Source organism: Rummeliibacillus sp. SL167 (genome assembly GCF_007896505.1).
Lineage (GTDB): Bacteria > Bacillota > Bacilli > Bacillales_A > Planococcaceae > Rummeliibacillus > Rummeliibacillus suwonensis.
In genome coordinates this window covers 1,597,114-1,621,881 of the sequence record NZ_VCBM01000001.1, presented here as the reverse complement: position 1 = coordinate 1,621,881, position 24,768 = coordinate 1,597,114, and the positions used below count along the sequence as shown (strand labels likewise).

The following is a 24,768-nucleotide window of genomic DNA, read 5'->3' as shown; positions in this document are numbered from 1 at the left end:
ATGCAAATAATCATGGGGTTATTACAGTTTATATAAGTCGACTCAAATCTTATAACTTCACTTTTTTGCTTTCTCATAAACAGGTGTAAGTACTTCTCATATCAATGTTTTAGAGGAAAAACATAGACTAACTGTCAGTAAAAGCTCGATACAAGTAAAATAAAAAGGTGATCTCAAAAGTCGCCTATTCAACGATTTTTTGGATCACCTGTATTTTGATCTTTATTGAGTACATATTCATGTAGAAATGTTCGAACGGTTTCTTCGTATTCTTGTGGATTTTTGTTAAAAGATTGTGCATGTTCTCCTTGTTCAAATAGTTTCAACATTTTAGGACCTTTTTTTAATTGATATAACTCAATTGTCATTCCTGGTAAGATAAAGTCATCAGGTAGACTATGGATAAAAAGAACCGGTTTTTGAATATTGGTGACAGCTGTTCGAGGTGCGATATTTTTTAGCCAATAACCATCTCGCAATCGTAAAAACAAATTGGCGAGTTTTATCGCAAAAGCTGTTTTAAAAGGAGTTTGTTTAGTAAGTAAGTAATAAAGTTCCTCGGAAAAATCAGAATAAGGACAATCTGCTATATAAAAATCAGCTTCATCTTCTAAAGTCCCTGCATATAATAAGGTCGTGGCAGCACCCATAGATTCTCCATGGACACCAACTATTGCTTCTTTAGCTAGGCGCTTTTTTAAATAATGGAGGACCGCTTGTAAATCAAATTTTTCATAATAGCCATAACTGGTCGTTTTACCACCAGTTTCACCATGTCTTCTATGATCGTAGACGATGGTGTTAAATCCTAGACGTTCAAATAAACGGACATATTTGATCGAGTTTACTTTATTTTCGGTTACACCATGACAGACAATCATCGTATTAACCGTATCCAAAGGCATAAAGTAAATTCCTTTAATGATATACCCATTAGGAGAATGAACACTTATGTTTTCTTTACGGACGTTTGTATACCAATTTTCATCATATCGTAATGCTTTTTTTTCACGTTCTAAAATAAAATGATCGTCTTTTTTCTTAATATATATGATGCGACTCGTGATGAGATATCCAATAAGTGAGGCGATTCCTCCAACAATCCCAGTTATTAAACCAAAGATCCATATGATTCTTTTTTTCATAAGCAACATCACCTTTTTCTTTATTAATATAACTTATTTTGTACATTTGAATTGAACGGCATAACCATTTGGTCAATATAACATAAGTGATTCTATCATGTTGATAAGAAGACTATTCAGTATTAAAATGATATGAATAATGATTAGAATACATACAAATATTAATCGAATAGAAGAGGTGATCTTATCAATGGCAAAGAAAAAAGCACAATCTAAAAATCAAACATCATCTAACATAATAGTAAAAGAAGAAGCAATAACGCTTCAAGATCAACTAGATGAAAATGTATTAGCTAAATTAAAGATGACTAAAAAAGAATTAGTAGTGAAAGAAAAGAAACAGCAAGAAGAAAAGGAAGCTCAACTTATATTTGAAAGAAAACAAAGTGAAAAAAATAAATCTTTTGCAGAATTACTTGAAGAATATGGCGATCAAGGTTCAAAATACTAGCTAGGATATAACTATTTCTGGCTCATCACTGTAACTCGGTGGTGGCTTCTGATCTGCCAATGTGCTTCCAGAGGGATGTACGATGTGTACGATGGCTGGAAAACATCCCATCCTGCTTCATTTTTGATGTATAGGTGACGATCGACATGAAGAACAAGTGAATAGCTCTTCTGTCCAATGAGATGATTGTCGTTTAAATTACTTTTTCACCTTTGTATCTTTTAGACAGCAAAAGATAACAAAGGTGAAAATTTGTTCAATCACGATGAGACGTGTAATGATCTTTTTTAGTGGATGCAATTATTTCATCGATATTGTTGACCGTATCGATAGCTTCATAAGCATCAATAGTTGCAGTCAATTGTTTTTTGGAACTTGCACCAACTACTGCTGAGGCAATTGCCGAATGACTTAAAATCATTTTTAGCGCAGCAGCGTGGATGGAAGAGTTTATAGCAATTATATGTTGAAGCGTGTCTTGTAGTTCTTCTTGCGAATAAGATAGATAACCGTTCGAATTGGCGAGCCGTTTTTGCCATTCAGCTGTTAATAGACCTTTGGCAACTGAACCTCGAGTAACCACAGATGCACCTTGTTCTACGATAAAATCGAACCATTCTTCTGGTCTACGATCAAGAAGATTGTATTGCATCATAACTGAGATCGCATTGCTTGTTGGTAAAAAACGTTTTAAAACATTTGGTCGGATAGAAGAAATACCATATTCTCGAATGTAGCCTTCCTGTTTAAGTTCTTCAAATGCTTCGATAATCTCATCCCATGGATCTTCTATTGTACCGCCATGTAATTGATAAACATCTACGTAATCTGTTTGTAGGCGATGTAAACTGTCTTTAATGCCTTCTTTGATATGTGATTTTGAGGCATCCCAATGCCAAGAATCTTCGTTTTTGTTCCACACATTCCCTACCTTAGTGGCTAAAACAATTTGTTGCCTTTTTTCTTTTAACAATTGACCAACAATGTTTTCATTTAATCCATGATTATACAGATCGGCTGTATCGAAATAGTTAATGCCAAAATCCAATGCTGCATCAACAATATAAGAAGCGTCCTGCAAATTTGTAGGTAAAGACATACACCCTAAACCAATTTCAGAAATATGTAAATTACTTGCACCTACTTGCCTTTTTTTCAAAATATATTCCTCCTTTTTAGTTAATGGTACAATGATTTATGGAAAAAGAACAACAGAGAGGAATTTAAATATGGAAAAGTTTGAAGAAAAAACGATTTCTACAAAAACAATCTTTGAAGGAAAAGTTATTAAAGTGCAAGTAGATGAAGTGATCCTACCGGATGGAAAAAAAACAACGAGAGAATTGGTGAAGCATCCAGGAGCTGTAGCCATTATCCCTATCACCAGTGATGGAAAAATCGTAATGGTAGAGCAATTCCGCAAGCCACTAGAACGTAGTATTATTGAAATACCTGCTGGAAAATTAGAACCAGGGGAAAAGCCAGAATTTACTGCTATCAGAGAGTTGGAAGAGGAAACAGGTTATGGGGCTATGGATCTCGATGTCATTCAGTCATTTGCCACTTCTCCCGGATTTGCGGATGAAGTAATCCATCTGTTTGTTGCACGAAATTTATTTAAAATAGCACAACCTGCAAGTTTAGATGAGGATGAATTTGTCGAACTTTTAGAAGTTTCAATTGAAGAGGCAGAACAATTGGTAGCAGAACAACGGATTTTCGATGCTAAAACCATTTTAGCTATCATGTGGGCAAAAAATAATCTAGTAAAATAAGGTATTTTTAAGAACGATGTGCATAGGTTGTACTATTAGAAAGTAGGTGACCTAGTGAATCGTTCATTACAAATCATTTATTTTTTCCTTATTATCTCAATTGGATTTATCGGTGGTATTATTGCGTTCAAATTATCTACTCCCTCTCAAAGTGAATGGCTAATATCTATTATGGATCCACGGTTACTATTAGAAGGGAAGCCTAAACTATGGCAATCACTTTGGCCAGCATTCATGCCATATCTATTTTTAGTGCTTCTTGCAACACATCAATGGTTTAGACATGCAACGCGACTAGTTGTTGTTTGCAAAAGTGCTTTTTTTGGATTTTGCTCTGCCTTTTTAATTGCTACACAACATGCCTTTTGGAGTTACGCATTGTGGTGGTTCCCTATACAATTTTTGTACACTTGTTTATTATTATTATTTTCTATTGTCCTTGTTCCAAAACCATTTTATAATAATCGGAAAAAGGGTATACATTGGAAGAGAGTAATCGTCATTAATATAATGACTCTTATGATATTTGGGATAGAGTTGATTATCATTCATTTCATGTTTTAGATGAATTTCATCATAGAAGGAATGCTTTTTCAATGCTATGCTTAAAGTGAAGCCTCACAAGGGGATTTTCACTTTATCTCTCATTGTGTTAGTAGAACCAACCAGCTCTGGTTTGCCTGCAAGAAAGCGAGCAAGCCGTAGCGGAAATCAGAGAATACACTCTATATTTCAATGTACAAAATTGGATAATCAACATACTGGGAAAAATTATTTTCAACTGAAAATGAATTATTTAATGATAATAATTATCATTAAATAATTGCTATAACATTTTAGTTGCTTAATCTTGTAATAAGAAATAATTCTTTGGTATAATGGTAGAAGTTTAGGGGGGCGTCATATGGAGAGCCGAATTGATCGTATAAAAAAACAACTACATGGTGCTAGCTATAAACTGACGCCGCAACGAGAAGCGACGGTTAGAGTGCTTTTAGAAAATGAGGAAGATCATTTAAGTGCTGAAGATGTTTACCTTTTAGTGAAGGAAAAAGCACCAGAAATCGGTCTAGCAACTGTATATCGTACATTAGAGCTACTTACAGAACTAAAAATTGTCGACAAGATTAATTTTGGTGACGGAGTTTCTCGCTATGATTTACGACAAGAGGGAGCAGCTCACTTTCATCATCACCTCGTATGTATCGAATGTGGCGCCGTCGATGAAATTCAAGAGGACTTACTTGAAGATGTAGAAGCTGTCGTTGAAAAACGCTGGAATTTCCAAATTAAAGATCACCGATTAACATTCCATGGTATTTGCTGGCGCTGTAATGAAAAGCATGCAGCAGAGGAAAAAAACAAAGAAGAAAACAACAGAGAATAAGTTTATAGCAAACGAGTAAAGGATGGCGGAGGTGCTGTCCTTTTTTATTTTAGTGAATCCATTTCATCATGCAAAATCCATATTAAAATCAGCTAATTCCTTATATTTCATAGCAGACGTCATGATTAGGGGAAAATAGGTGATAAGTTAGGCATCATTCTAAAAGCAGGTATTTTAGCTTCATTTATGAGGTCTTCGCTGTGACTTGCTCAAGTCCTTCGAGCGGCGTCAGGTGAAGACAAGCCATGTCTACGGAAAGAGCAAATAAAGTCTCCGAGAGAGCGAATAACTCCTCGGAAAGAGCGAATAAAATCTATGAGAGAGCGAATAACTCCTTGAAAAGAGCAAATACAAGTCCGCGTCCATATGAGCGAGCAAGCCGTAGCGGAAATCAGCGAATACACTATATTTTATGGGGGAATTGGATCATCGCTATGCTTGATTTTATAGATAAGCCCCACTAATGAATACATCTGATAAAAATAGATTGATGAAATTGATTTTAGCACTAAAACTTTGTACATACTGAAAAATCCCAATGTATCTTTCAACCAAAAGCGTTTTTTAGCTTTCAAATGAGATGCATTGAAACTTGATAGGCTAGCTTGAAAGCCAGATAGATTTTGCCAAATTGGAGGAATAGAAGCTGTGAAACCAGATATAGCAGATGCGATTGAAGAGTATATACATTTTCTACGAGTCGAGCGTCAACTTTCCGAAAATACACTGCAATCTTATGAACGAGATATCAAAGACTATACACAAAATATTTTTGAAACCCAACAACTTGAAACTTTTGACCAAGTTGAACGTTTTCATATACTACAGCATTTACAAACGTTAAAAAATAAAGGAATATCAGCAAGAACGATTTCAAGACATATCTCATCCATTCGCTCTTTCCATCAATTTTTGCTTAGAGAAAAAAGATGCAATAATGATCCAACCGTGCATATTGATATGCCTAAAATTGAACAAAAATTGCCAAAAGTTTTATCCATTGAAGAAATAGATCGCTTAATAGCGACGCCAAATATAAGTAAACCACAAGGTGTTCGGGATCGTGCCATGCTGGAATTGTTATATGCAACAGGTATGCGAGTAAGTGAATGTATCTCATTGAACTTAGAAGATATCCATTTGACAATGGGCTTTGTACGTGTATTTGGGAAAGGTGGCAAGGAGCGAATTATTCCATTAGGAAGCTCCGCTATTGAAGCCTGTACAAATTACTTAAATACAGCCCGTTTTCAATTAGAAAATCCCAAATTACGAACAGAGGCATTATTCATCAACCAAAGAGGAAAAAGGCTGACTAGACAAGGATGCTGGAAATTGATGAAGGGATATGCACAAAAAGCGGGTATCGAAAAGGAATTAACACCGCATATTTTAAGACATTCCTTTGCCACACATTTAATCGAAAATGGCGCAGATTTAAGAGCTGTTCAAGAAATGCTAGGACATGCAGATATTGCAACAACACAAATTTATACACATATTAGTAAAACTCGACTGTCAGAGGTGTATAAGCAATTCCATCCTAGAGCATGATTTGAAATCATCAGATGTCTGACCTTTATTTTTTGAAACAATTTGGTAAAATGGATGTAGGAACGAGGAGGATAAATGGATGACTACAAAATCTTTTAAACGTATTCACTTAATCGTCATGGACTCAGTTGGAATAGGTGAAGCACCTGATGCCGCAAAGTTTAACGATGTGGGTGCTGATACACTTGGACATATTGCACATGAAATGAAAGGTCTAACCATGCCGAATATGGAACGCCTTGGTTATACCAATATTCGTGGTTTGCTAGGTCTTGAAAATCTTGAAGGCATGAAATCAGTAGAAAAACCAGAAGCCTACTATGGCTATATGCAAGAAGCTTCTGTGGGAAAAGATACAATGACAGGTCATTGGGAAATGATGGGGCTCAACATAAAGAAACCATTTAAAGTTTATCCAAACGGATTCCCACAATCATTAATCGATGAATTGGAAGAACGTACTGGACGCAAAGTATTATGTAACAAACCAGCGTCAGGTACACAAGTTATTGAGGAATTTGGGAAAGAACATATGGCAACAGGTGCGATTATTGTTTATACATCTGCGGATCCTGTTCTTCAAATTGCAGCGCATGAAGATGTTGTACCGCTTGAAGAATTATATGAAATTTGCCAGATTGCTCGAGAAATGACATTGAAACCCGACTATCTAGTTGGTCGTGTCATTGCTCGTCCATTCGTTGGTACACCTGGAAACTTTACACGTACTTCAAACCGTCATGATTATGCATTAAAACCATTTGGTCGCACGGTGATGAATGAGTTGAAAGATGCAGAATTAGAGGTGATTGCGTTAGGAAAGATCTCTGATATTTATAATGGTGAAGGGGTAACAAAAGCTATCCGTACGAAAGATAATTCTGATGGGATGGATCAATTAGTCCATGTGATGAAGAAAGACTTTCATGGTTTGGCATTTCTGAATCTTGTCGATTTTGATGCAAAATATGGGCATCGTCGAAATCCGATCGGTTATGGTGAAGCTCTTGAAGAATTTGATCGTCGACTTCCTGAAGCATTATCGTTGATGACAGAAGATGATTTACTTCTAATCACTGCAGATCATGGAAACGATCCAACATTCCATGGAACAGATCATACACGTGAATTTGTTCCACTGATCGTGTATTCACCACGTTTCAAGGAAGGAAAAGCGCTTCCTAAAATAGATACCTTTGCATCATTAGGTGCAACAGTTGCTGATAATTTCCATGTGAAACTACCTGAATACGGAAAAAGTTTTTTACAATTTTTAGAATAAGTAGGGTGATATCATGAGAATGGTGGATATTATTGAAAAGAAACGTGATGGCTATGAACTAACTACAGAAGAGATTCGTTTCTTCATTGATGGTTATACAAAAGGGAGTATTCCTGATTATCAAGCAAGCAGTTTGGCAATGGCTATTTACTTTCAAGATATGACAGATCGAGAACGAGCTGATTTAACAATGGCTATGGTTGAATCAGGAGATCAAATCGATTTGTCCCGTATTGAAGGAATCAAGGTAGATAAGCATTCGACAGGTGGAGTAGGGGATACAACCACACTTGTATTAGGACCTTTAGTAGCTGCGGTGGGGGTTCCTGTTGCGAAAATGAGCGGTCGAGGCTTAGGACATACTGGTGGGACCATCGATAAATTAGAATCGATTGAAGGATTCCATGTAGAACTAACGACAGAACAATTCACCCAACAGGTCAATGATATCAAATTAGCGGTAATAGGCCAAAGTAGCAACTTAACTCCAGCAGATAAAAAACTCTATGCTTTACGAGATGTAACAGGTACTGTACCAAGTATCCCATTGATCGCCAGTTCTATCATGAGTAAAAAAATTGCAGCCGGTGCAGATGCCATCGTTTTAGATGTTAAAACGGGAGATGGGGCATTCATGAAAACGGTTGAAGACTCAAAAAAATTGGCATATGCAATGGTTCAAATCGGTAAAAACATAGGGCGTAAAACAATGGCGATCATCTCTAATATGAATCAACCACTCGGTTATGCGATTGGCAATGCATTAGAAGTGAAGGAAGCCATTGATACTTTGAATGGCAGAGGACCCAAAGATCTAACGGAACTTTGTTTAACTTTAGGCTCCCAAATGGTTGTCTTTGGAGGTAAAACAGCAACCATAGAAGAGGCACGAAAACAATTGGAAGAAGTCATTAAAAATGGCGCAGCACTGGATGCATTTAAAAAATTCATCCAAGCTCAAGGTGGCAATCCTGCAGTCGTGGATCATCCGGCATTACTTCCTCAAGCCAAATATCTATTCGAAGTACCTGCAAAAGAATCTGGATTTATCAGTCATATTGTTGCAGATGAAATCGGTACAGCTGCAATGCTATTAGGGGCAGGACGTGCAACAAAAGAATCTGAGATTGATCTAGCAGTTGGATTAGTATTACATAAAAAAGTAGGGGATTCAGTAAAAATGGGTGAATCTCTTGTTACAATCTACTCTAATCGTGAAAATGTTCAAGAAGTAATTGAAAAAATTTATGCAAATATCGAACTTTCTTCAGTAGAAGTCACAGCACCAAAATTGATTGAAGCAATGATTACTGAATAATCTAGTATTCTAGTCTAAAAGAAAATAGATAGTGATCAAAGGTGGTTCTATAAAATTATTTTATAATAGAGTTTGAAGTCATGGACTGTTACTTTGTTAAATAAAAATAATTTTTAAATTTAAAACGATAATCTTTTGTCAAAATGACAGATAAAAGATTATCGTTTTTTTATTATCCAAGCAGACTTTTCCTTTCAAAGCTCTAAAATGCTGGAATATTTCCCTTATCAACACGTGTGATAAAAACATTCAAATATTTTTTATTTTAAATGTTTCACCTGATTAAAAAAGGATATTTAAATCCATACTAATGGATGGTATGTCGTATTTTTTCTATCTTTAGCGTTTTGATTGTTAAATTGTCAGGACGTAGGATTCTCCTATTCTTCCGTAGAATAGTCTTTGAAAAGGAGGTATGTAAATGCAGCACCATATTGAAATTACATCAGAAAAAATTGCGATTATTAGATTAGGAGGAGAGCTGGATCACCATGCAGCTCGTCATATCCGAGAAGATATTTCGCAGGCTATTTACAGTGGTTATGTACAAGATATTATTTGGAACTTAGAGGGGCTACAGTTTATGGATAGTGCAGGTGTAGGACTAATCTTGGGGAGAATGAGAGATCTTCAAGTACACAATGGTCGTACTTTAATCATCAAACCTTCTTCAACAATGGAGAAAATTTTTCAGTTTTCAGGATTAGGAAAATATATTTGGCATGATACAGAACAGGAAGCTATCCAAAGTTTAGGAGGGATTCTACATGGATAACGAAATGACGCTATCTTTTTTAGCTATTAGTGATAATGAGGCGCTTGCTAGAATCGCCATTACCAGTTTTCTTTCTGTATTAGATCCAACAATCGAAGAATTATCAGAAATTAAAACGGTTGTATCTGAGGCAGTTACGAATGCCATTATACATGGCTATGATGAAAACCCGAATGGTATTGTTACGATTCAGGCATCACGTCAAGGAAGAGAAATTACGATCACTATTTTAGATCAAGGTGTAGGAATAGAAGATGTGACAAAAGCGATGGAACCTTTATATACGACAAAGCCAATGTTAGAACGGTCAGGAATGGGCTTTACAATTATGGAGAGCTTTACGGATCAATTGACTGTACAATCAGAACCTGGGAAAGGAACGGCTGTCACCTTTAAGAAAAACTTTCAACCAGTAGAAGAGCCGCTATATGTAAGGTGAGGACAATGGCATCAAACCCGCAAGCGTCAAAAGAACTTCTGACACAGGAAAGAATGAGAGAGCTTATTAAATTAGCGCAGGCAGGGGATGAAACAGCAAGAAAAGAGATGGTAGAAGGTAATACTAGACTTGTATGGTCAATTGTTCAACGTTTTACTTCAAGGGGTGCCGATTTAGAAGATCTTTTTCAAATTGGCTGTATTGGACTGATGAAATCTGTCGATAAATTCGATCTCTCTTATCCTGTAAAATTTTCGACATATGCCGTACCGATGATTATTGGAGAGATTCAAAGATTTCTACGTGATGATGGTATGGTAAAAGTCAGTCGCTCTATTCGTGAATTGAATTATAAGATTCGTCATGCTTCAGATGATTTTCTAAAAGATCATGAAAGACCACCGACCCTTCAAGAGTTGGCAACAATATTAGATGTATCCATTGATGATATCACTATGGCAAGTGATGCCTTACGTGATCCGGCATCACTCCATGAGCAAATTTTTGAAAGTGATGGTGATCCAATTAGTTTAATGGATCAGATGAAAGACGAAAGATCAGAAAAGCCATTTGAACATATTCCTTTAAAGGACATGCTGGAAAGGTTAGGAAAACGCGAACAGTCTGTCATTTACTTACGCTACTATCTTGACTGTACTCAAAGTGATATTGCAGAACGATTGGGAATATCACAAGTTCAAGTTTCACGTTTGGAAAAGCGGATTCTAGCACAGTTGAAGATTTGGTTAACAGATCAGCAATATGAACAATTGGTAAAGGTGGCAGATCATGAGTAGTGGTACCAATAGTGAAATACAAGCAATTTTTCATAATAACGAAGCAGCAGAAGCTTTCATGATTTCCCAATTTGGGAAAAGTGAAAGCTTCGATATCAATATGAAGTATATCCATGTTCATAATATGGATGTATTTACGATTAATATTAATGGTTTAATCGACAGTCAAAATTACACTCGATTATTGACGGCAATGCAACCGACAGCAGTATATGAAAGAAATAAATTTCCAACAGGATCAGCACAGCCTAAATCTAAGGATAAAGCTGACTTTCAAGATGAATTAGAGGATAAAGAGAATATGCAAGCCTATGAAAAAAAAGAAACGATACAGGCGGAAGCTGATTATTTTTTTGAATCGTTTCCTTTTTTCGCATGGGAGTTACAAACTTCAAAAGATAAATTATTAACGGCTGTCATGAGCGGTCAGGTGGCTTTTATTACACCATCTGGCATTGCTTTTACAGCAGATTTGAGGAGTTATCCAGGGAGAAACCCTGAAGAACCTGATAATGAAAAAGTTATTCGTGGCTCTAGAGATGGGTTCACGGAGAATATTATTCAAAATACAGGCTTAATCCGTAGAAGAATACGTGATGTATCTTTACGCTTTGAACTGCATCAAGAAACCGTTCGAAGTCAAATGGATGTAGCGATTATTTATTTGAAAAATGTTGTCAACGAGGAGCATTTGAATTTTATAAGGGAACGTCTAAAGGAGATAAAACATGATGGGTTGACAATGGCCGATAAGTCATTGGAAGAATGGTTGATTAAACAGGGGTTTCATCCATTGCCGTTTGTGCGTTACAGCGAAAGACCTGATATAGTGGCAGCGCATATTTTAGAAGGTCATATCGCCATTATGGTTGATACATCTCCCTCTATTATAATAGTGCCCATTACATTTTTTCATCATTTGCAGCATGCAGAAGAATATAGACAGGCACCTGCTATTGGAACGATTGTTCATGCATTACGTTTTTTAGGGGTATTTCTGAGTTTCTTTTTATTGCCCCTATGGTTTTTGATGATTAAGCATCCTGAATATGTTCCTTCTTTTATGGATTTTATCGGTATTAATAAAAAAACCTCAGTTCCTCTCCTTCTTCAAATCTTGGTTGCAGATATTGGTATAGAATTCTTGAGGTTAGCAGCTATTCATACACCAACCCCACTATCCACCGCAATGGGACTGATTGCAGGGATTATTATTGGACAAATTGCTATTGACGTAGGATTGTTCTCTGCAGAAGTTGTGTTGTATACCGCCGTTTCAGCTATCTTCACATTTGCAATTCCATCGTATGAATTGAGCGTATCCATTAAGATCTTTAGAATAATATTATTGTTATTGACAGCCGCCTTTGGGGTAAATGGCTTCTTTATCGGCATTTTCGCGATCATTTGGTATATGGCATCGTTAAGACCAATGAGAGTACCTTATTTATGGCCGCTGATTCCTTTTTATCCTGTAGCCTTTGCGCATGTATTGATTCGCTATCCGATGACACATGATTCACCAAGACCGTTTATCGTAGGAGCTAAGGACAGGAGACGTAGCTGAGGTCATTGCATATACTCTTCTATCGTGTTAAAGTTCATGATATAGAAAATTCCGTGTATTCTTAAATGTTGGAGAAACACGATAGGAGAGATTAGATGCATTTATACGGGACGCAAGCTATTACAAAAAATAATCATTTATCTATCGGTGGAGTTGATACGGTAGAGTTAGCAAAAAACTATGGAACACCACTTTTCGTTTATGATATTGCGTTATTTCGAAAAAGGGCGCGAGGTTTTATCGATACCTTTAAAAATGCTTCTGTAAAAGCCCAGGTTGCTTATGCTAGTAAAGCATTTTCAACTGTGGCTATTTATCAGGTGGCGGCACAAGAAGGATTATCTGTAGATGTTGTTTCTGGTGGTGAGTTGTATACGGCTCTACAAGCAGGATTTCCAAGTGAAAAGATACATTTTCATGGAAATAACAAGAGCTTGCATGAATTAGAATTTGCATTTGAATCGAATATCGGATGTATTGTGATCGATAATTTTTATGAAATTGATGTGTTAAAACAATTATCTACGCAAAGAAAGCAAAAAATGCATGTTTTAATTCGTGTAACACCGGGAGTAGAAGCACATACGCATGATTTTATTACAACAGGTCAATCTGATTCAAAGTTTGGCTTCGATCTAAATAATGGTCAAGCTGATAAAGCTTTTCAACAGTTACTCCATCATCCTTATCTAGAATTGCAAGGTATGCATTGCCATATTGGTTCACAAATTTTTGATACGGCAGCATTCCGACTGGCAGCGAAAAAATTGGCAGATAAAATGGGAGAATGGCAAGAAAACTACCAATTCCATACGAGTGTTTTGAATCTAGGTGGTGGTTTTGGGATTCGTTATACAGACGAAGATACACCTTTAGAGCCTAGTGTTTATGTGGATGATATGATAAAAACTGTTAAACAAGAAGCACAAAATTTGAATATTCCAATGCCTGAAATTTGGATCGAACCCGGAAGATCATTAGTAGGGGATGCTGGTATGACACTTTATACAATTGGCTCTCAAAAAGAAGTTCCCAATGTACGTAAATACTTAGCTGTCGATGGAGGGATGTCAGATAATATTCGACCTGCTCTTTATGAGGCAAAGTATGATGCGGTAATTGCCAACAAAATGACACAATCTGCAACAGAAACTTATACGATCGCTGGTAAACTATGTGAGTCTGGTGATAAACTAATTGAAAAGATCCATTTACCAGAAGCCGAACCAAACGATATTCTTGCCGTATTTTGTACTGGGGCTTATGGCTATTCAATGGCAAGCAATTATAATAGAATACCTAGACCAGCTGTTGTGTTTGTTGAAAATGGGGAACATCAGTTAGTAGTGAAACGTGAAAGCTATGAAGATCTTGTAAAGTTAGACCTTCCGCTATTGATTGGAGAGGGGCAACTAGAACATGAAAAAAAATAATATGATTCTTTTTATATCCTTACTCGTTATAACATTTATATGGGGAGCTATTTATTGGCTTTTTATAGCACCACAGTAAACTGTTAAATAGTGGCAAAATATTTGCGCGTTTTTTGCTTTTCGTGTAGGATATTCAAAGATACTTAAAGGCAAAAAAGAGGGATCTAGTATATGTTATGTCGTTATAAGAAAGCATACGAAAAAATTGCAATGGGGCTCTTGTCTTTTATGCCAGAACATAAAGATGTAAAAAAGCTACAGGAGACTATTTGTAAATATAATTCTGATCCAAACTGGCAGCTGTTTTTATGGAAACAAGCAGAAGATTATATCGGTCTTGTTGGTGTTGAGACAAAAGATAGTCAATGGATTGTTAGACATATATCAGTAGATCCTTCTCATCGTGGAGAAGGACTTGGAATAGAAATGATTCGACAGCTTTCAAAAATGGATTTATGTGGTTCCATCACATCAGACTCTTTAACAGAACCATTCATCCAAAAATGTCTAACGATGTTAGAAGGAGCAGACAACGAGTATTAATGTCTGCTTCTTCTTTTTTCATCCCGAGCTGAAAGAATATTAGAACGATCTCTTAGCATATGTTTATTTTGAAGAAAATAGTTGTCACTTGGTGGCAATAAAGTGATAGAGTGCTCTACTTTTATCTTTAAATCCGGTGAAGTAATATGAATATACCAACAAATATACGGTTCATGATCGGTCACTTTTTCTTGGGTTAGATGAATCTGCTGCAACAAATCGACTGTATTTATTTCTTCTAAAAACGGATCATAAATAGAGGCACTTAATGTTCGTTCAGCTTTTTTTAAGATGGTTTCGGCTCCCTTAAAATTTTTTCTTCTCCAGTGATAAAGACCTGTTGCTAATTGAATCCATCCTGTAAGTGGATGTGCTTTATCCTTTGGAGCGACTTCTTTCCAATATTCCTCTAAAACTTCATGACATTCAAAATAATCTTGATTGCCATTGAAATAAGTAAGAAATTGGATGAATAAAGGGTGATGCATCGGATGCATTTTGTTCACCTTTCCTCTATACTAAATTTTGAAGATAAATTGTCAGGTGGTAAACTATGTCATATGAAGTGAAACTAGAGGCTTTTGAAGGACCTCTCGATTTATTATTACATTTAATTCATCGCTTGGAAATCGATATATACGATATCCCGATGGCTGAGCTTACTGCACAGTATATGGAACATATTCAAACGATGCAAGTTTTGGAGCTAAATGAAGCAAGTGAATACTTAGTAATGGCAGCTACTTTACTGGCCATTAAAAGTAAAATGCTGCTTCCTATTCACGAGGGTGAGCTGGACGAAGAAGAGTTTGAAATAGATGAACCTGACCCTCGAGAAGAACTTGTAGCAAGATTAATAGAATATCGAAAATTTAAAGAAGCAGCTATCAATTTAAAAAAAATGGAAACAACCCGTACAAAATATTTTACAAGACCTCCAGCAGATTTATCCGCTTATATGCCTGATGAACAACTAGTTTTGTTCGATACTTCTGTAAATGTCTATGATATGGTAGCAGCATTTCAAAAAATGTTAAATCGCAAACGTTTAAAAGCACCACTTACGACAACGGTAACAAAACAAGATATATCCATAAAAGATCAAATGCGCGCTGTTGTTGATGTTTTAAAAATAGCGAATGGTCGTGCGGATTTTTTTGATCTATTTCCATACGAAGACAAAGGAACACTTGTTGTAACGTTTTTATCATTATTAGAATTGATGAAGCGGCAGGTGGTAGCTGTTGAACAAGAAAATAATTTTGCAAACTTAACGGTGATTTTACGGAAGGAAGAAATAACAGATGAGCAACTTGAATCCATTGATGAGCAAAATTGAGAGTCTTCTTTTTGTTATAGGAGAAGATGGATTAACGATACAACAACTCTCAATGCTGACTGAAACGAAAGAAGAAGTCATTGCAGAAGCGATACAACAAATGAGGCAACGTTACGAAGAACAAGACGAGCGAGGCATTGTCATAAAAGAATTGGCAGGAACATTCCAACTTATTTCAAAACCTGAGCATGCCGATGTCATTCAAAGGTTAGTAGAAAATCCCCCAAGTCAGTCGTTATCACAAGCAGCATTAGAAGTATTAGCCATTATCGCTTATAAACAACCAATTACACGTGTAGAAATTGATGATTTAAGAGGTGTAAAAAGTGAAAGAGCGTTACATACTTTAAGTGCAAGAGGTTTAGTACATGAAGTTGGGAGAGCTGAAGGTACTGGCCGTGCCATTTTATATGGTACAACAAAAGAATTCTTGAATTATTTTGGGATGAAGGATATTCATGAGTTACCGGAACTTCCGGAAGAAAATGCAAATGAAATAGATGAACAACCAGATTTGTTTATGTCAAAATTCCAAGAAGTATTTCAAGAACCACAAACAGACTGATTGCTAAAGGAGTGACATTTTGCGTCAATGGATTGTTGTTGTATTAAGTTGTATGATCGTTCTTATGTCATTTGGAAGAACAGCAGAAGCTGCAACTGCTACAAGTTCTTATGCAGTAATTGATGCTGATACAGGAAGATTATTGATCGGTATGAACGAACATGAAAGATTACCAATTGCAAGCCTTACCAAAATGTGGACCGCATTTGTAGCGATTGAAGAATCTAGTTTAAATACTAAAACGACTATCTCCAAAAAAGCTACATTAAGTGAAGGTTCATCCATATATCTGGTTGAAGGTGAAACAACCACATTAAAAACATTATTGAATGGATTACTGTTACGTTCAGGAAATGATGCAGCTACCGCAATTGCGGAAGAAGTCGGTGGATCAGTCGATGGATTTGTAAAATTAATGAATGATTATGCGGTGCTTTATGGTTTATCCGATACTCAATTTGAAAACCCATCTGGCCTTCATAATGACAAGCATTTATCTTCTGCATATGATACTGCTCAAATGCTAAGAATCGCGATGCAGGATAAGGATTTTCGAAAAATAGCCACTACTAAGTATTACAAAAATGATCTAAAAAATCCGACTGTTTGGAAAAACAAACATAAACTTCTCCATTACAATAAATACGCAATTGCTGGAAAAACAGGCTATACAAAAGTAGCTGGACGTACACTTGCAACCTATTTCGAAAAGGATGGGAAACGGGTGATTGTCGTCACCTTGAATGAATCCAATGATTGGCAAGTTCATGCAGGATTTGCGGAAGCCGTCTTTGAAAAATATGATAAAAGATTATTGGCCAAAAAAGGTTTATATCAAGTGAGAGACGATTTACAAGTAGAGCTGAAACATCCAGTATATGCACTTATTTCTAAAGAAGAAAGAAATAAAGTAAAGTCGATTCTCAGAATGCCGAGAATTGAAAAGGGCAACACTGGTATTTGGACGTTCTATCTTGATGGTCAGCCACTCATAGAAGAACCCGTTCAAATGGTATGGAAGTAAAGAAAATAGCGCAAAAGCAAAAATAGTATGTTAGGCATCATCCTGGCATGCTATTTTTGTATACAGTCGCATCGGAGAAGAACATAAAGATGCAATGGGCGTTTAATGGGCAATGGGGCGGAAATTAACGAACCCCTTTTTATGAGGAAAATTGGATAATCAGCACGTTTTATTTTGACATTCAAAAGTAAAGACAGTTTCTTATACTTTTATTATTAGAAAAAATATGCAATAATTTTTGAAGGCTATTAGCATAAGTTTAATGAGGTGACCAAATGGAAAGACTACAGAAAGTGATTGCTCATGCGGGAATTGCATCGAGAAGAAAAGCAGAAGAGTTAATCACAGAAGGCAAAGTAAAAGTAAATGGTCAAGTGGTTCGAGAACTTGGAACAAAAGTTTCTTCTTCAGATACGATCGAAGTAGAAGGTGTTAAGATCGAAAAAGAAGCGAAAGTTTATTATCTATTATATAAACCGCGGGGGGTTATTTCAGCCGTTTCAGATGATCATGGTCGTAAAACAGTTGTGGACTTATTACCGCATGTTGAACAACGAATTTTCCCAGTAGGTCGATTAGATTATGATACTTCGGGTGTATTATTATTAACAAATGATGGAGATTTTTCGAATTTATTGACGCATCCACGCTATAATATAGATAAAACGTATGTCGCAAAGATAAAAGGTTCTCCAAGAAAAGAAGATTTGAAAAAATTAGAAAGGGGTATAATGTTAGAAGATGGTAAAACAGCCCCAGCTAAAGTGAAGGTTCTTTCATCTAATCGGGAACAAGGGAAATCCATTATAGCCATTACGATTCATGAAGGGCGTAATAGACAAGTTCGTCGTATGTTTGAAGCCATTGGCTATCCAGTATTAAAACTAAAACGTGAACAATTTGCCTTTTTAGGATTACAAGGTTTGAATGCAGGAGAATCTCGTACATTAACTGCACATGAAGTGAAGCAACTTCGTGTTCTATCTGAAACAGGGAAAATTGGCTAATGGCTATATTTTAGTGAGTTCGTGATGCAAGATATACGGACGCCAATCTCGAACGATGTTTGCTATATGTTACAAAAGGTTCACAAACCACTTATATATATTTAATTATTGAAGTCATATTTTGTTATAATAGAGTGGATTGTTTCTGTCGTTTTTAAGGAGGCTTACTACGGCAATGGAAAAAAAACAAAAAAGACTATATACACGCATCATCATTTTAGTCGTGCTTGTGGCTGCTATTGCATACACAGTGTATAATACTGCACACAAAGATGACATTCAACTGCTAAAAGTAGGTGATGATGCACCAAACTTCTCATTGGTCGATTTAAATGGCAAAACACATAAATTGTCTGATTATAAAGGACAAGGGGTTCTATTGAATTTTTGGGGAACTTGGTGTAAGCCATGTAAAAGAGAAATGCCGGCTATTAACAACCAGTATAAACAATTTAAAGGACAAGGGGTTCAAATTCTAGGTATTAATATCGCTCAATCTAATTTAGAAGTTTCTAGCTATGCGGATAAATTAGGCGTAGAGTTTCCAATTGCGATTGATAAAACAAAAAGTGTAATGAGAGCATATAATGTAGATCCATTACCAACAACAGTATTAATCGATAAAAATGGCAAAATCGTAAAATTTATTACTGGAGAAATGACGGAAACAGATATTCAAAAATACCTAACAAGTATTAAACCATAACAAGGAGTTCTTAAGGATGAATAAAATAACTTGTGAATGTGGCCATGTTAATCCCGAAGGAACGCATTTATGTGAAAAATGTGGGCGACCTCTAACTGAAGAAGACAAAAAACAAAAAATAGTCGATATGAAGTACGAAGGAAGCGCAATTCGTTCTAAAACATATAACAAAACTATTATTGATAAAATTTGGAATTTCTTCTCAAGTGTAAAAGTTGGGGTGACAATCATTATTGTTACATTGATTGTTGCAGCAGTGGGTACATTTTTGCCTCAAGTCGTCTACGTTAACGTAACAGATGGCGAAGATGTAAAACAGGCCTATGTTGATAGCTATGGTACGTTTGGTAAAATCTTTTACAATTTAGGATTAACGGATATTTATAGTTCATGGTGGTTTCAAACTTTAATAGGAATGTTAGCGATTTCAATAATCGTGGCAAGTTTGGATCGTGGCATCCCTCTTTACAAATCGTTAAAAAATCAACGTGTAAAACGCCATGAAAGTTTTATGAAGCGTCAACGCATTTTTGGTCAAAAAGAAATGTCTTCAGCTGAAGCAGATGAATCATTGGATTTGGCTGACAAGAAAATGCAAGAGTTAAAGTACAATGTTCGTAGAGAAGAAAATGCCCTTTTAGCAGAAAAGGGACGCTTTGCTCGTCTAGGTCCTTATGTCAATCATTTAGGGCTAATTATATTTTTATTTGGTGTTATGCTACGTTTAATGCCTGGCTTTTATATAGATGAAGATTTATGGATTCGTGAAGGCGAAACAGAATCAATCCCAGGTATGGAAGGTTATTACCTACATAGTAATAAGTTTACTTTCCAAACATACGAAAAAGATGAGCAAACAAAAGAATTCAATCAGTCTAAAGCGGCTGTCAACTCCGTAGCCAAAAACTATCAAACGGATGTTGTATTATATAAAGCAAAAGATAGTGCTATTGCAGGGGATACAGAAAACTTAAAAAAGATAAAAGAATCTGCCATTAAAGTAAATGAGCCATTAAAATATAATGGATATGGACTTTATCAAATGGATTTCCGTTTAAATGAATTAAAAGCGATGCACTTCGATTTAGTCAATAAAAAAACAGGTAAATCTTTAGGTGAAGTAACAATCGATCTGGCAGATCCTAAAAAAGTATATAAAATTGATGATCAAACAAAAATTGAGTTAAAAGGATATTATCCAACATTCTCTGGGTTTGACAACGGTGAGCCACAATCAGAATCACCTATTCCAAACAACCCAGCGTTTATCTTCAAAATGTATACACCTGAAACACCTAAAGGGGAAACCAGTTTCGTTGCGATTAAACAAACCCTAGAACCTCTTGGTACAACGAAATATAAGATGAAATTTGCAAGTATTGATACAAGAAATGTTTCTGGACTAACGGTTCGTAAAGATAAGACGCTTCCTATTCTGGCACTTGGTGGTATAATTTTCATGATAGGTGTTGTTATGGGATCTTATTGGAGTCATCGACGTTTATGGCTGCAAAAAACAGCGGATGGTCGCCTCATAATGGCTGCCCATACCAATAAAAACTGGTTTAGTCTGAAAAAAGACTTGAATGCAGTAACAGACTTTGCTCACCTACCTGCATGGATTGATCAACAAGATGAAGATGATCTAAAGAAAAAGCAAGAGAACGAAAAGGAAGGTGACCACAACCTATGAGTTTGATTGATCTAAGTGGTAGTTTATTATTTATCGCTTTTATTGCGTATTTAGTCGCTACGTTGTTTTTCGGTGGAGCGATTAAAGGGACAAAACAAGATGCGTCAAAATCCAACAAAAACTGGGGTAAAATTGCAATTACAATCACCATTATCGGTTTTATCGCGAATCTCGGTTATTTTATCACTCGCTGGATTTATGCTGGACATGCCCCAGTTAGTAATATGTTTGAGTTTACTACCGCATTCGGTATGTTCGTTGTTGGAGCGTTTATCTTAATTTACTTTATTTATAGACTTCCAGCACTTGGACTATTCGCATTACCGGTTGCCATATTAATCATTGCTTATGCGAGTATGTTTCCAAAAGAAGTTACACCATTGATTCCAGCATTAAAAAGCTATTGGTTAACCATCCATGTTATTACTGCAGCAATCGGTGAATCGATCTTATCAATCAGTGCTGTGGCAGGGTTAATCTATTTGATGAAAAATGTTGATACAACAAAACGGACGAAAAGTAGCATTTGGCTAGAAATCGTAATGTATGCAGTTGTATTAGTGCTTGGTTTTGTAATTGTAACTACAACATTCAAAGCGATTGGCTATGAAGCTGATTTTAGTTATGTAGATAAAAATGGTGCACAGCAAGAAATCACTTATAATACGCCAGCACTGTTTGGAATGCATCAATATGAGCTAAAATCATCAGGAAAAATGGAACCATTGGCTGAAATGCCTGCTATTGTCAATGCAAAAAAATTGACAACAGTAGTTTGGTCCGTTATTTTTGGTACGGTTCTATATGGTCTAATTCGTCTTATTTTACGTAAACCAATTTGTCGTGTAGTGCAACCTCTTACGAAACGTGTCAATTCACAATTATTAGACGAAATTGGTTATCGTTCTGTATTAATTGGTTTTCCAGTATTTACATTAGGTGCATTAATCTTTGCGATGATTTGGGCACAAGAAGCTTGGTCAAGATTCTGGGGCTGGGATCCAAAAGAAGTATGGGCATTAATTACTTGGCTATTCTATGCGGCTTTCCTTCACTTGCGGTTATCAAAAGGTTGGCAAGGCGAAAAGTCTGCTTGGCTTGCGGTAGTAGGATTTGCCATTATTATGTTCAACCTTGTTGCAGTCAACTTAGTCATTGCTGGTTTACACTCATATGCAGGATAATGTGTATTTGAATTTAGAGAAGCCTTTTCCAGCAGTGTGGAAAGGCTTTTCTTTTCAATTAATAAGTATGATTGTACAATAAGACTATAGAACACGGGGAGGCATAAACAGTGACTGAACAAATTTCGATTTTAGTAGTAGACGATGAGGATCGTATCCGTCGTTTATTAAAAATGTATTTAGAACGCGAAGGTTATGAAGTAGATGAAGCAGAAAATGGTGAACAAGCTATAGAAAAAGCACTTGCTAAAGATTATCACTGTATCCTGTTAGATATTATGATGCCAGAGAAAGATGGCTTAGAGGTTTGCGAGGAATTACGTGATAAAAAGTCGACACCTATTATCTTACTAACTGCTAAAGGTGAAGAAGCTAATCGAGTTCAAGGCTTTGAAATGGGTGCAGATGATTATATTGTGAAACCATTTAGTCCTAGAGAAGTGGTACTACGAGTAAAAGCGATTTTACGCCGTTCTGCAGCATTCTCACCAGTTAATGTTACTTCATCTTCGAAAGACTTAGTAGTATTTCCACACTTAACGATTGATCATGATGCACATCGTGTTTCTGCGGATGGTGTAGAAGTAAATTTAACCCCAAAAGAATATGAACTGCTCTATTTCTTGGCAAAGGCACCAGATAAGGTTTTTGATCGGGAGCAACTTCTAAAAGAAGTATGGCATTATGATTTCTTTGGAGATTTACGTACTGTCGATACACATGTTAAGCGTCTACGTGAAAAACTAAATCGTGTATCTGAAAATGCAGCGAAAATGATTGTAACGGTATGGGGAGTTGGCTATAAATTTGAGGTAGTCAATGACTAGAATATGGAACAGTGTTGTCGGGAAGCTATGGGTAACCATTTTGCTTCTCGTTTCATTTGTATTATTTGTTTTTACAGTATTAATGTTAGAATTTTTATCAAAATACCATACCCAACAATCGGAAGCATTACTTCGACAAGAAGCAACAACCATTGCTAGAGTTGTTGATGATCATGAATCAACCGCATCGACAAAATCAATTATCGATGATATTTTAAGCGATGAAACAAACGCAGTCATTGCAGATGAACCTGGAAAAGTAGCCTTTTCATTGCAAGAAGGTTTAAACCAAGAAAAGATCAAAGAAAAAATTATAAGGGAAAAATCATTTAACAAAGTATTTACATCTGATGAACCCGTTGTAAAAGAAGTGATGCTACCCTCTTCAACAGAAAGAGATCATGTAGAATCATATATCGTTATGGCATTTCCATTAAATGTAGAAAAGATTAAACATGGCGTCGTTTATATTTATCAAAGCCCTGATGCTATTCATAGAACAACCAAAGAAACAACGAAGATCGTCTTTTTATCTGCGGCCATTGCATTTATATTGACAACATTCTTTGCCTTTTTCCTTTCCACACGAATCACATCACCTTTGAGAAAAATGCGTGAGGCAGCCTTCGAACTAGCTAAAGGGAACTTCGATAAAAAAGTACCAGTTCTACAGAATGATGAAATAGGTCAATTAGGTACTGCGTTCAACCAAATGGGTCGCCAACTCAAGCATCATATGGAAGTGATCAATCAGGAAAAAGAACAATTGTCTAGCATTCTAACATCAATGACGGATGCCGTGATTACATTTAATAGTGATCGTTCAATTATTTTGAGTAACCCTCCAGCAGAGTTATTGTTACAAAAGTGGTTTATCAATAAAGGCTCTGACAGTGATCGCCCAATTCCTGTAGAAATTTATCATATGTTAGATCATGTACTGGACCTAGAGGAAGAGCTTCAAGAAGAATTAGAATTAGATGGAACCTATTTTATGATCTCCATCAGTCCGCTTTATAGTGGAGATTCTGTACGAGGAGCAGTTGCTGTTTTACGTGATAAAACAGAAGAACATCGTTTAGACAAATTGCGTTCAGACTTTATCGCCAATGTTTCCCATGAATTACGGACACCTATCGCTATGCTACAAGGGTATAGCGAAGCAATAATAGATGACGTAGTATCAAGTGAAGAAGAACGAACAGAAATGATCCGTATTATTTATGACGAATCTCAACGAATGGGAAGATTGGTAACGGATTTGTTAGACTTAGCTCGGATGGAATCTGGCAATATCACTTTATACAAAGATGTAGTACCGATTACACCAGTGTTTGAAAGAATTACACAAAAATTTGTACAAGCTGCAAAGGAAAAAGGGATTGAATTGAAATATTCATCCGCTTTTGATGACAAAGCGACAATTCGTTTAGATGAGGATCGAATTGAACAAGTCTTAACAAACTTGATTGATAATGCCATTCGACATACGAATACAAACGGAACTGTACAGGTGATCGTGGATCAACAAGTTTCTTATGCTCGTATTCAAGTAAAAGATAATGGTGCAGGTATTCCAAAAGAAGATTTAGAGTATGTGTTTGAACGCTTCTATAAAGCTGATAAAGCTAGAACAAGAGGAAAAGGTGGTACAGGTCTAGGGTTAGCAATTGCTAAAAATATAGTAGAGGCGCATAAAGGACGTATTACCGTTGAAAGTGAAGTAGATGTTGGTACGAACTTTATCTTCTTTTTACCGCTTGAAATACACTAATAATATTAAGGTGTTCCCATTTTTGAGGGGAGAGTCTAAAGAGTAGGAAGAGCTGTTTAAAAAGCTCAGTAGCTCAAAATAATATTTCAATAGGCTTACGCTAGTAAAAATCTGCCCAATTTACTGATAGAAATGTAAAAACTTTTTTATGATAAGAGTGCAGCTGAAGTCATATGTTTTTTG

25 protein-coding genes are annotated in these 24,768 nt (G+C 36.1%); 22 read left to right on the top strand and 3 right to left on the bottom strand.

The annotated features are described in order from the left end of the window. Window positions 1-188: 188 nt before the first annotated feature. A complete protein-coding gene (locus FEZ13_RS07290; protein WP_146549253.1) occupies window positions 189-1,145 on the bottom strand; it encodes an alpha/beta hydrolase in 957 nt (318 codons plus the stop codon). Between the two features lie 190 nt (window positions 1,146-1,335). Between FEZ13_RS07290 and FEZ13_RS07285 the strand changes: the two genes are divergently transcribed. Further along, on the top strand, window positions 1,336-1,596 hold the full coding sequence (locus FEZ13_RS07285) for a YqkE family protein (RefSeq protein WP_146552043.1): 261 nt from the start codon (window positions 1,336-1,338) through the stop codon (window positions 1,594-1,596). A gap of 256 nt (window positions 1,597-1,852) precedes the next feature. Here FEZ13_RS07285 and FEZ13_RS07280 read toward each other — a convergent pair whose 3' ends face one another. Next, window positions 1,853-2,755: an aldo/keto reductase gene (locus tag FEZ13_RS07280; protein WP_146552042.1), complete on the bottom strand. Its 903-nt coding sequence runs from the start codon at window positions 2,753-2,755 to the stop codon at window positions 1,853-1,855. A gap of 70 nt (window positions 2,756-2,825) precedes the next feature. On the opposite strand from FEZ13_RS07280, the gene FEZ13_RS07275 reads away from it, so the two are divergent. The 12 genes from FEZ13_RS07275 (at window position 2,826) to FEZ13_RS07220 (ending at window position 14,466) form a co-directional block, all read left to right on the top strand. Next, window positions 2,826-3,371 (top strand): NUDIX domain-containing protein, encoded by a 546-nt coding sequence (locus FEZ13_RS07275; RefSeq protein WP_146552041.1) that lies wholly within the window; start codon window positions 2,826-2,828, stop codon window positions 3,369-3,371. A gap of 54 nt (window positions 3,372-3,425) precedes the next feature. Beyond that, window positions 3,426-3,935, top strand: coding sequence for a hypothetical protein (locus tag FEZ13_RS07270; RefSeq protein WP_146549249.1), 510 nt, complete (start codon window positions 3,426-3,428; stop codon window positions 3,933-3,935). 340 nt (window positions 3,936-4,275) lie between these two features. Further along, window positions 4,276-4,758: a ferric iron uptake transcriptional regulator gene (fur, locus tag FEZ13_RS07265; RefSeq protein ID WP_146552040.1), complete on the top strand. Its 483-nt coding sequence runs from the start codon at window positions 4,276-4,278 to the stop codon at window positions 4,756-4,758. A 648-nt stretch (window positions 4,759-5,406) separates the two neighbouring features. Next, window positions 5,407-6,312, top strand: coding sequence for a site-specific tyrosine recombinase XerD (xerD, locus tag FEZ13_RS07260; RefSeq protein WP_370467638.1), 906 nt, complete (start codon window positions 5,407-5,409; stop codon window positions 6,310-6,312). 79 nt (window positions 6,313-6,391) lie between these two features. After that, the gene (deoB, locus tag FEZ13_RS07255; protein ID WP_146552038.1) at window positions 6,392-7,594 is read left to right on the top strand and encodes a phosphopentomutase; all 1,203 of its coding nucleotides are present in this window, start codon (window positions 6,392-6,394) and stop codon (window positions 7,592-7,594) included. Window positions 7,595-7,607: 13 nt separating this feature from the next. After that, on the top strand, window positions 7,608-8,912 hold the full coding sequence (locus FEZ13_RS07250; protein ID WP_146552037.1) for a pyrimidine-nucleoside phosphorylase: 1,305 nt from the start codon (window positions 7,608-7,610) through the stop codon (window positions 8,910-8,912). A gap of 421 nt (window positions 8,913-9,333) precedes the next feature. Next, window positions 9,334-9,687 carry an STAS domain-containing protein gene (locus tag FEZ13_RS07245; RefSeq protein ID WP_119416430.1) on the top strand — a complete coding sequence of 118 codons (354 nt, stop codon included), beginning with the start codon at window positions 9,334-9,336 and terminating at the stop codon, window positions 9,685-9,687. Next, the gene (gene spoIIAB, locus FEZ13_RS07240; protein ID WP_146549244.1) at window positions 9,680-10,126 is read left to right on the top strand and encodes an anti-sigma F factor; all 447 of its coding nucleotides are present in this window, start codon (window positions 9,680-9,682) and stop codon (window positions 10,124-10,126) included. The genes FEZ13_RS07245 and spoIIAB overlap by 8 nt, the downstream gene beginning before the upstream one ends. Before the next feature lie 5 nt (window positions 10,127-10,131). Further along, a complete protein-coding gene (locus FEZ13_RS07235) occupies window positions 10,132-10,923 on the top strand; it encodes a SigF/SigG family RNA polymerase sporulation sigma factor (RefSeq protein ID WP_146549243.1) in 792 nt (263 codons plus the stop codon). Then, a complete protein-coding gene (locus FEZ13_RS07230; RefSeq protein WP_255473070.1) occupies window positions 10,916-12,490 on the top strand; it encodes a spore germination protein in 1,575 nt (524 codons plus the stop codon). The genes FEZ13_RS07235 and FEZ13_RS07230 overlap by 8 nt, the downstream gene beginning before the upstream one ends. Window positions 12,491-12,585: 95 nt before the next feature. Then, entirely contained in the window at window positions 12,586-13,923 is a 1,338-nt protein-coding gene (gene lysA, locus FEZ13_RS07225) for a diaminopimelate decarboxylase (RefSeq protein ID WP_146552036.1), read from the top strand. A 171-nt stretch (window positions 13,924-14,094) separates the two neighbouring features. Continuing rightward, complete coding sequence (locus tag FEZ13_RS07220) at window positions 14,095-14,466, top strand: GNAT family N-acetyltransferase (protein ID WP_146549241.1); 372 nt, start codon at window positions 14,095-14,097, stop codon at window positions 14,464-14,466. On the opposite strand, the gene FEZ13_RS07215 is transcribed toward FEZ13_RS07220, so the two are convergent. After that, complete coding sequence (locus tag FEZ13_RS07215; RefSeq protein ID WP_146552035.1) at window positions 14,463-14,963, bottom strand: DUF309 domain-containing protein; 501 nt, start codon at window positions 14,961-14,963, stop codon at window positions 14,463-14,465. The genes FEZ13_RS07220 and FEZ13_RS07215 overlap by 4 nt on opposite strands. Window positions 14,964-15,019: 56 nt before the next feature. Between FEZ13_RS07215 and FEZ13_RS07210 the strand changes: the two genes are divergently transcribed. The 9 genes from FEZ13_RS07210 to FEZ13_RS07170 all read left to right on the top strand — a co-directional run bounded on the left by FEZ13_RS07210 (window position 15,020) and on the right by FEZ13_RS07170 (window position 24,585). After that, on the top strand, window positions 15,020-15,805 hold the full coding sequence (locus FEZ13_RS07210) for a segregation/condensation protein A (RefSeq protein WP_146552034.1): 786 nt from the start codon (window positions 15,020-15,022) through the stop codon (window positions 15,803-15,805). Further along, window positions 15,771-16,370 (top strand): SMC-Scp complex subunit ScpB, encoded by a 600-nt coding sequence (gene scpB / locus FEZ13_RS07205; protein ID WP_146552033.1) that lies wholly within the window; start codon window positions 15,771-15,773, stop codon window positions 16,368-16,370. The genes FEZ13_RS07210 and scpB overlap by 35 nt, the downstream gene beginning before the upstream one ends. Window positions 16,371-16,389: 19 nt before the next feature. Continuing rightward, the gene (locus tag FEZ13_RS07200; RefSeq protein WP_146552032.1) at window positions 16,390-17,394 is read left to right on the top strand and encodes a D-alanyl-D-alanine carboxypeptidase family protein; all 1,005 of its coding nucleotides are present in this window, start codon (window positions 16,390-16,392) and stop codon (window positions 17,392-17,394) included. A 275-nt stretch (window positions 17,395-17,669) separates the two neighbouring features. Further along, window positions 17,670-18,401, top strand: a complete 732-nt coding sequence (locus FEZ13_RS07195) for a pseudouridine synthase (protein ID WP_146552031.1) — start codon at window positions 17,670-17,672, stop codon at window positions 18,399-18,401. Window positions 18,402-18,576: 175 nt separating this feature from the next. Beyond that, window positions 18,577-19,107, top strand: a complete 531-nt coding sequence (gene resA, locus FEZ13_RS07190; protein WP_146552030.1) for a thiol-disulfide oxidoreductase ResA — start codon at window positions 18,577-18,579, stop codon at window positions 19,105-19,107. A gap of 16 nt (window positions 19,108-19,123) precedes the next feature. Continuing rightward, window positions 19,124-20,800, top strand: coding sequence for a cytochrome c biogenesis protein ResB (gene resB, locus FEZ13_RS07185; RefSeq protein ID WP_146552029.1), 1,677 nt, complete (start codon window positions 19,124-19,126; stop codon window positions 20,798-20,800). Beyond that, complete coding sequence (ccsB, locus tag FEZ13_RS07180; protein WP_146552028.1) at window positions 20,797-21,984, top strand: c-type cytochrome biogenesis protein CcsB; 1,188 nt, start codon at window positions 20,797-20,799, stop codon at window positions 21,982-21,984. Before resB ends, ccsB begins: the two co-directional genes overlap by 4 nt. 110 nt (window positions 21,985-22,094) lie before the next feature. Beyond that, complete coding sequence (locus FEZ13_RS07175) at window positions 22,095-22,811, top strand: response regulator transcription factor (protein ID WP_146549232.1); 717 nt, start codon at window positions 22,095-22,097, stop codon at window positions 22,809-22,811. Next, window positions 22,804-24,585: an ATP-binding protein gene (locus FEZ13_RS07170; protein ID WP_146552027.1), complete on the top strand. Its 1,782-nt coding sequence runs from the start codon at window positions 22,804-22,806 to the stop codon at window positions 24,583-24,585. Before FEZ13_RS07175 ends, FEZ13_RS07170 begins: the two co-directional genes overlap by 8 nt. Window positions 24,586-24,768 lie beyond the last annotated feature (183 nt).

Excerpts from the sequence above, each read along its gene's own strand:
- FEZ13_RS07290 (WP_146549253.1), bottom strand. The coding sequence starts at position 1,145 with ATGAAAAAAAGAATCATATGGATCTTTGGTTTAATAACTGGGATTGTT.
- FEZ13_RS07285 (WP_146552043.1), top strand. The coding sequence starts at position 1,336 with ATGGCAAAGAAAAAAGCACAATCTAAAAATCAAACATCATCTAACATA.
- FEZ13_RS07275 (WP_146552041.1), top strand. The coding sequence starts at position 2,826 with ATGGAAAAGTTTGAAGAAAAAACGATTTCTACAAAAACAATCTTTGAA.
- fur (WP_146552040.1), top strand. The coding sequence starts at position 4,276 with ATGGAGAGCCGAATTGATCGTATAAAAAAACAACTACATGGTGCTAGC.
- deoB (WP_146552038.1), top strand. The coding sequence starts at position 6,392 with ATGACTACAAAATCTTTTAAACGTATTCACTTAATCGTCATGGACTCA.
- FEZ13_RS07250 (WP_146552037.1), top strand. The coding sequence starts at position 7,608 with ATGAGAATGGTGGATATTATTGAAAAGAAACGTGATGGCTATGAACTA.
- FEZ13_RS07245 (WP_119416430.1), top strand. The coding sequence starts at position 9,334 with ATGCAGCACCATATTGAAATTACATCAGAAAAAATTGCGATTATTAGA.
- spoIIAB (WP_146549244.1), top strand. The coding sequence starts at position 9,680 with ATGGATAACGAAATGACGCTATCTTTTTTAGCTATTAGTGATAATGAG.
- FEZ13_RS07235 (WP_146549243.1), top strand. The coding sequence starts at position 10,132 with ATGGCATCAAACCCGCAAGCGTCAAAAGAACTTCTGACACAGGAAAGA.
- FEZ13_RS07230 (WP_255473070.1), top strand. The coding sequence starts at position 10,916 with ATGAGTAGTGGTACCAATAGTGAAATACAAGCAATTTTTCATAATAAC.
- lysA (WP_146552036.1), top strand. The coding sequence starts at position 12,586 with ATGCATTTATACGGGACGCAAGCTATTACAAAAAATAATCATTTATCT.
- FEZ13_RS07220 (WP_146549241.1), top strand. The coding sequence starts at position 14,095 with ATGTTATGTCGTTATAAGAAAGCATACGAAAAAATTGCAATGGGGCTC.
- FEZ13_RS07215 (WP_146552035.1), bottom strand. The coding sequence starts at position 14,963 with ATGCATCCGATGCATCACCCTTTATTCATCCAATTTCTTACTTATTTC.
- FEZ13_RS07210 (WP_146552034.1), top strand. The coding sequence starts at position 15,020 with ATGTCATATGAAGTGAAACTAGAGGCTTTTGAAGGACCTCTCGATTTA.
- scpB (WP_146552033.1), top strand. The coding sequence starts at position 15,771 with ATGAGCAACTTGAATCCATTGATGAGCAAAATTGAGAGTCTTCTTTTT.
- FEZ13_RS07195 (WP_146552031.1), top strand. The coding sequence starts at position 17,670 with ATGGAAAGACTACAGAAAGTGATTGCTCATGCGGGAATTGCATCGAGA.
- resA (WP_146552030.1), top strand. The coding sequence starts at position 18,577 with ATGGAAAAAAAACAAAAAAGACTATATACACGCATCATCATTTTAGTC.
- resB (WP_146552029.1), top strand. The coding sequence starts at position 19,124 with ATGAATAAAATAACTTGTGAATGTGGCCATGTTAATCCCGAAGGAACG.
- ccsB (WP_146552028.1), top strand. The coding sequence starts at position 20,797 with ATGAGTTTGATTGATCTAAGTGGTAGTTTATTATTTATCGCTTTTATT.
- FEZ13_RS07170 (WP_146552027.1), top strand. The coding sequence starts at position 22,804 with ATGACTAGAATATGGAACAGTGTTGTCGGGAAGCTATGGGTAACCATT.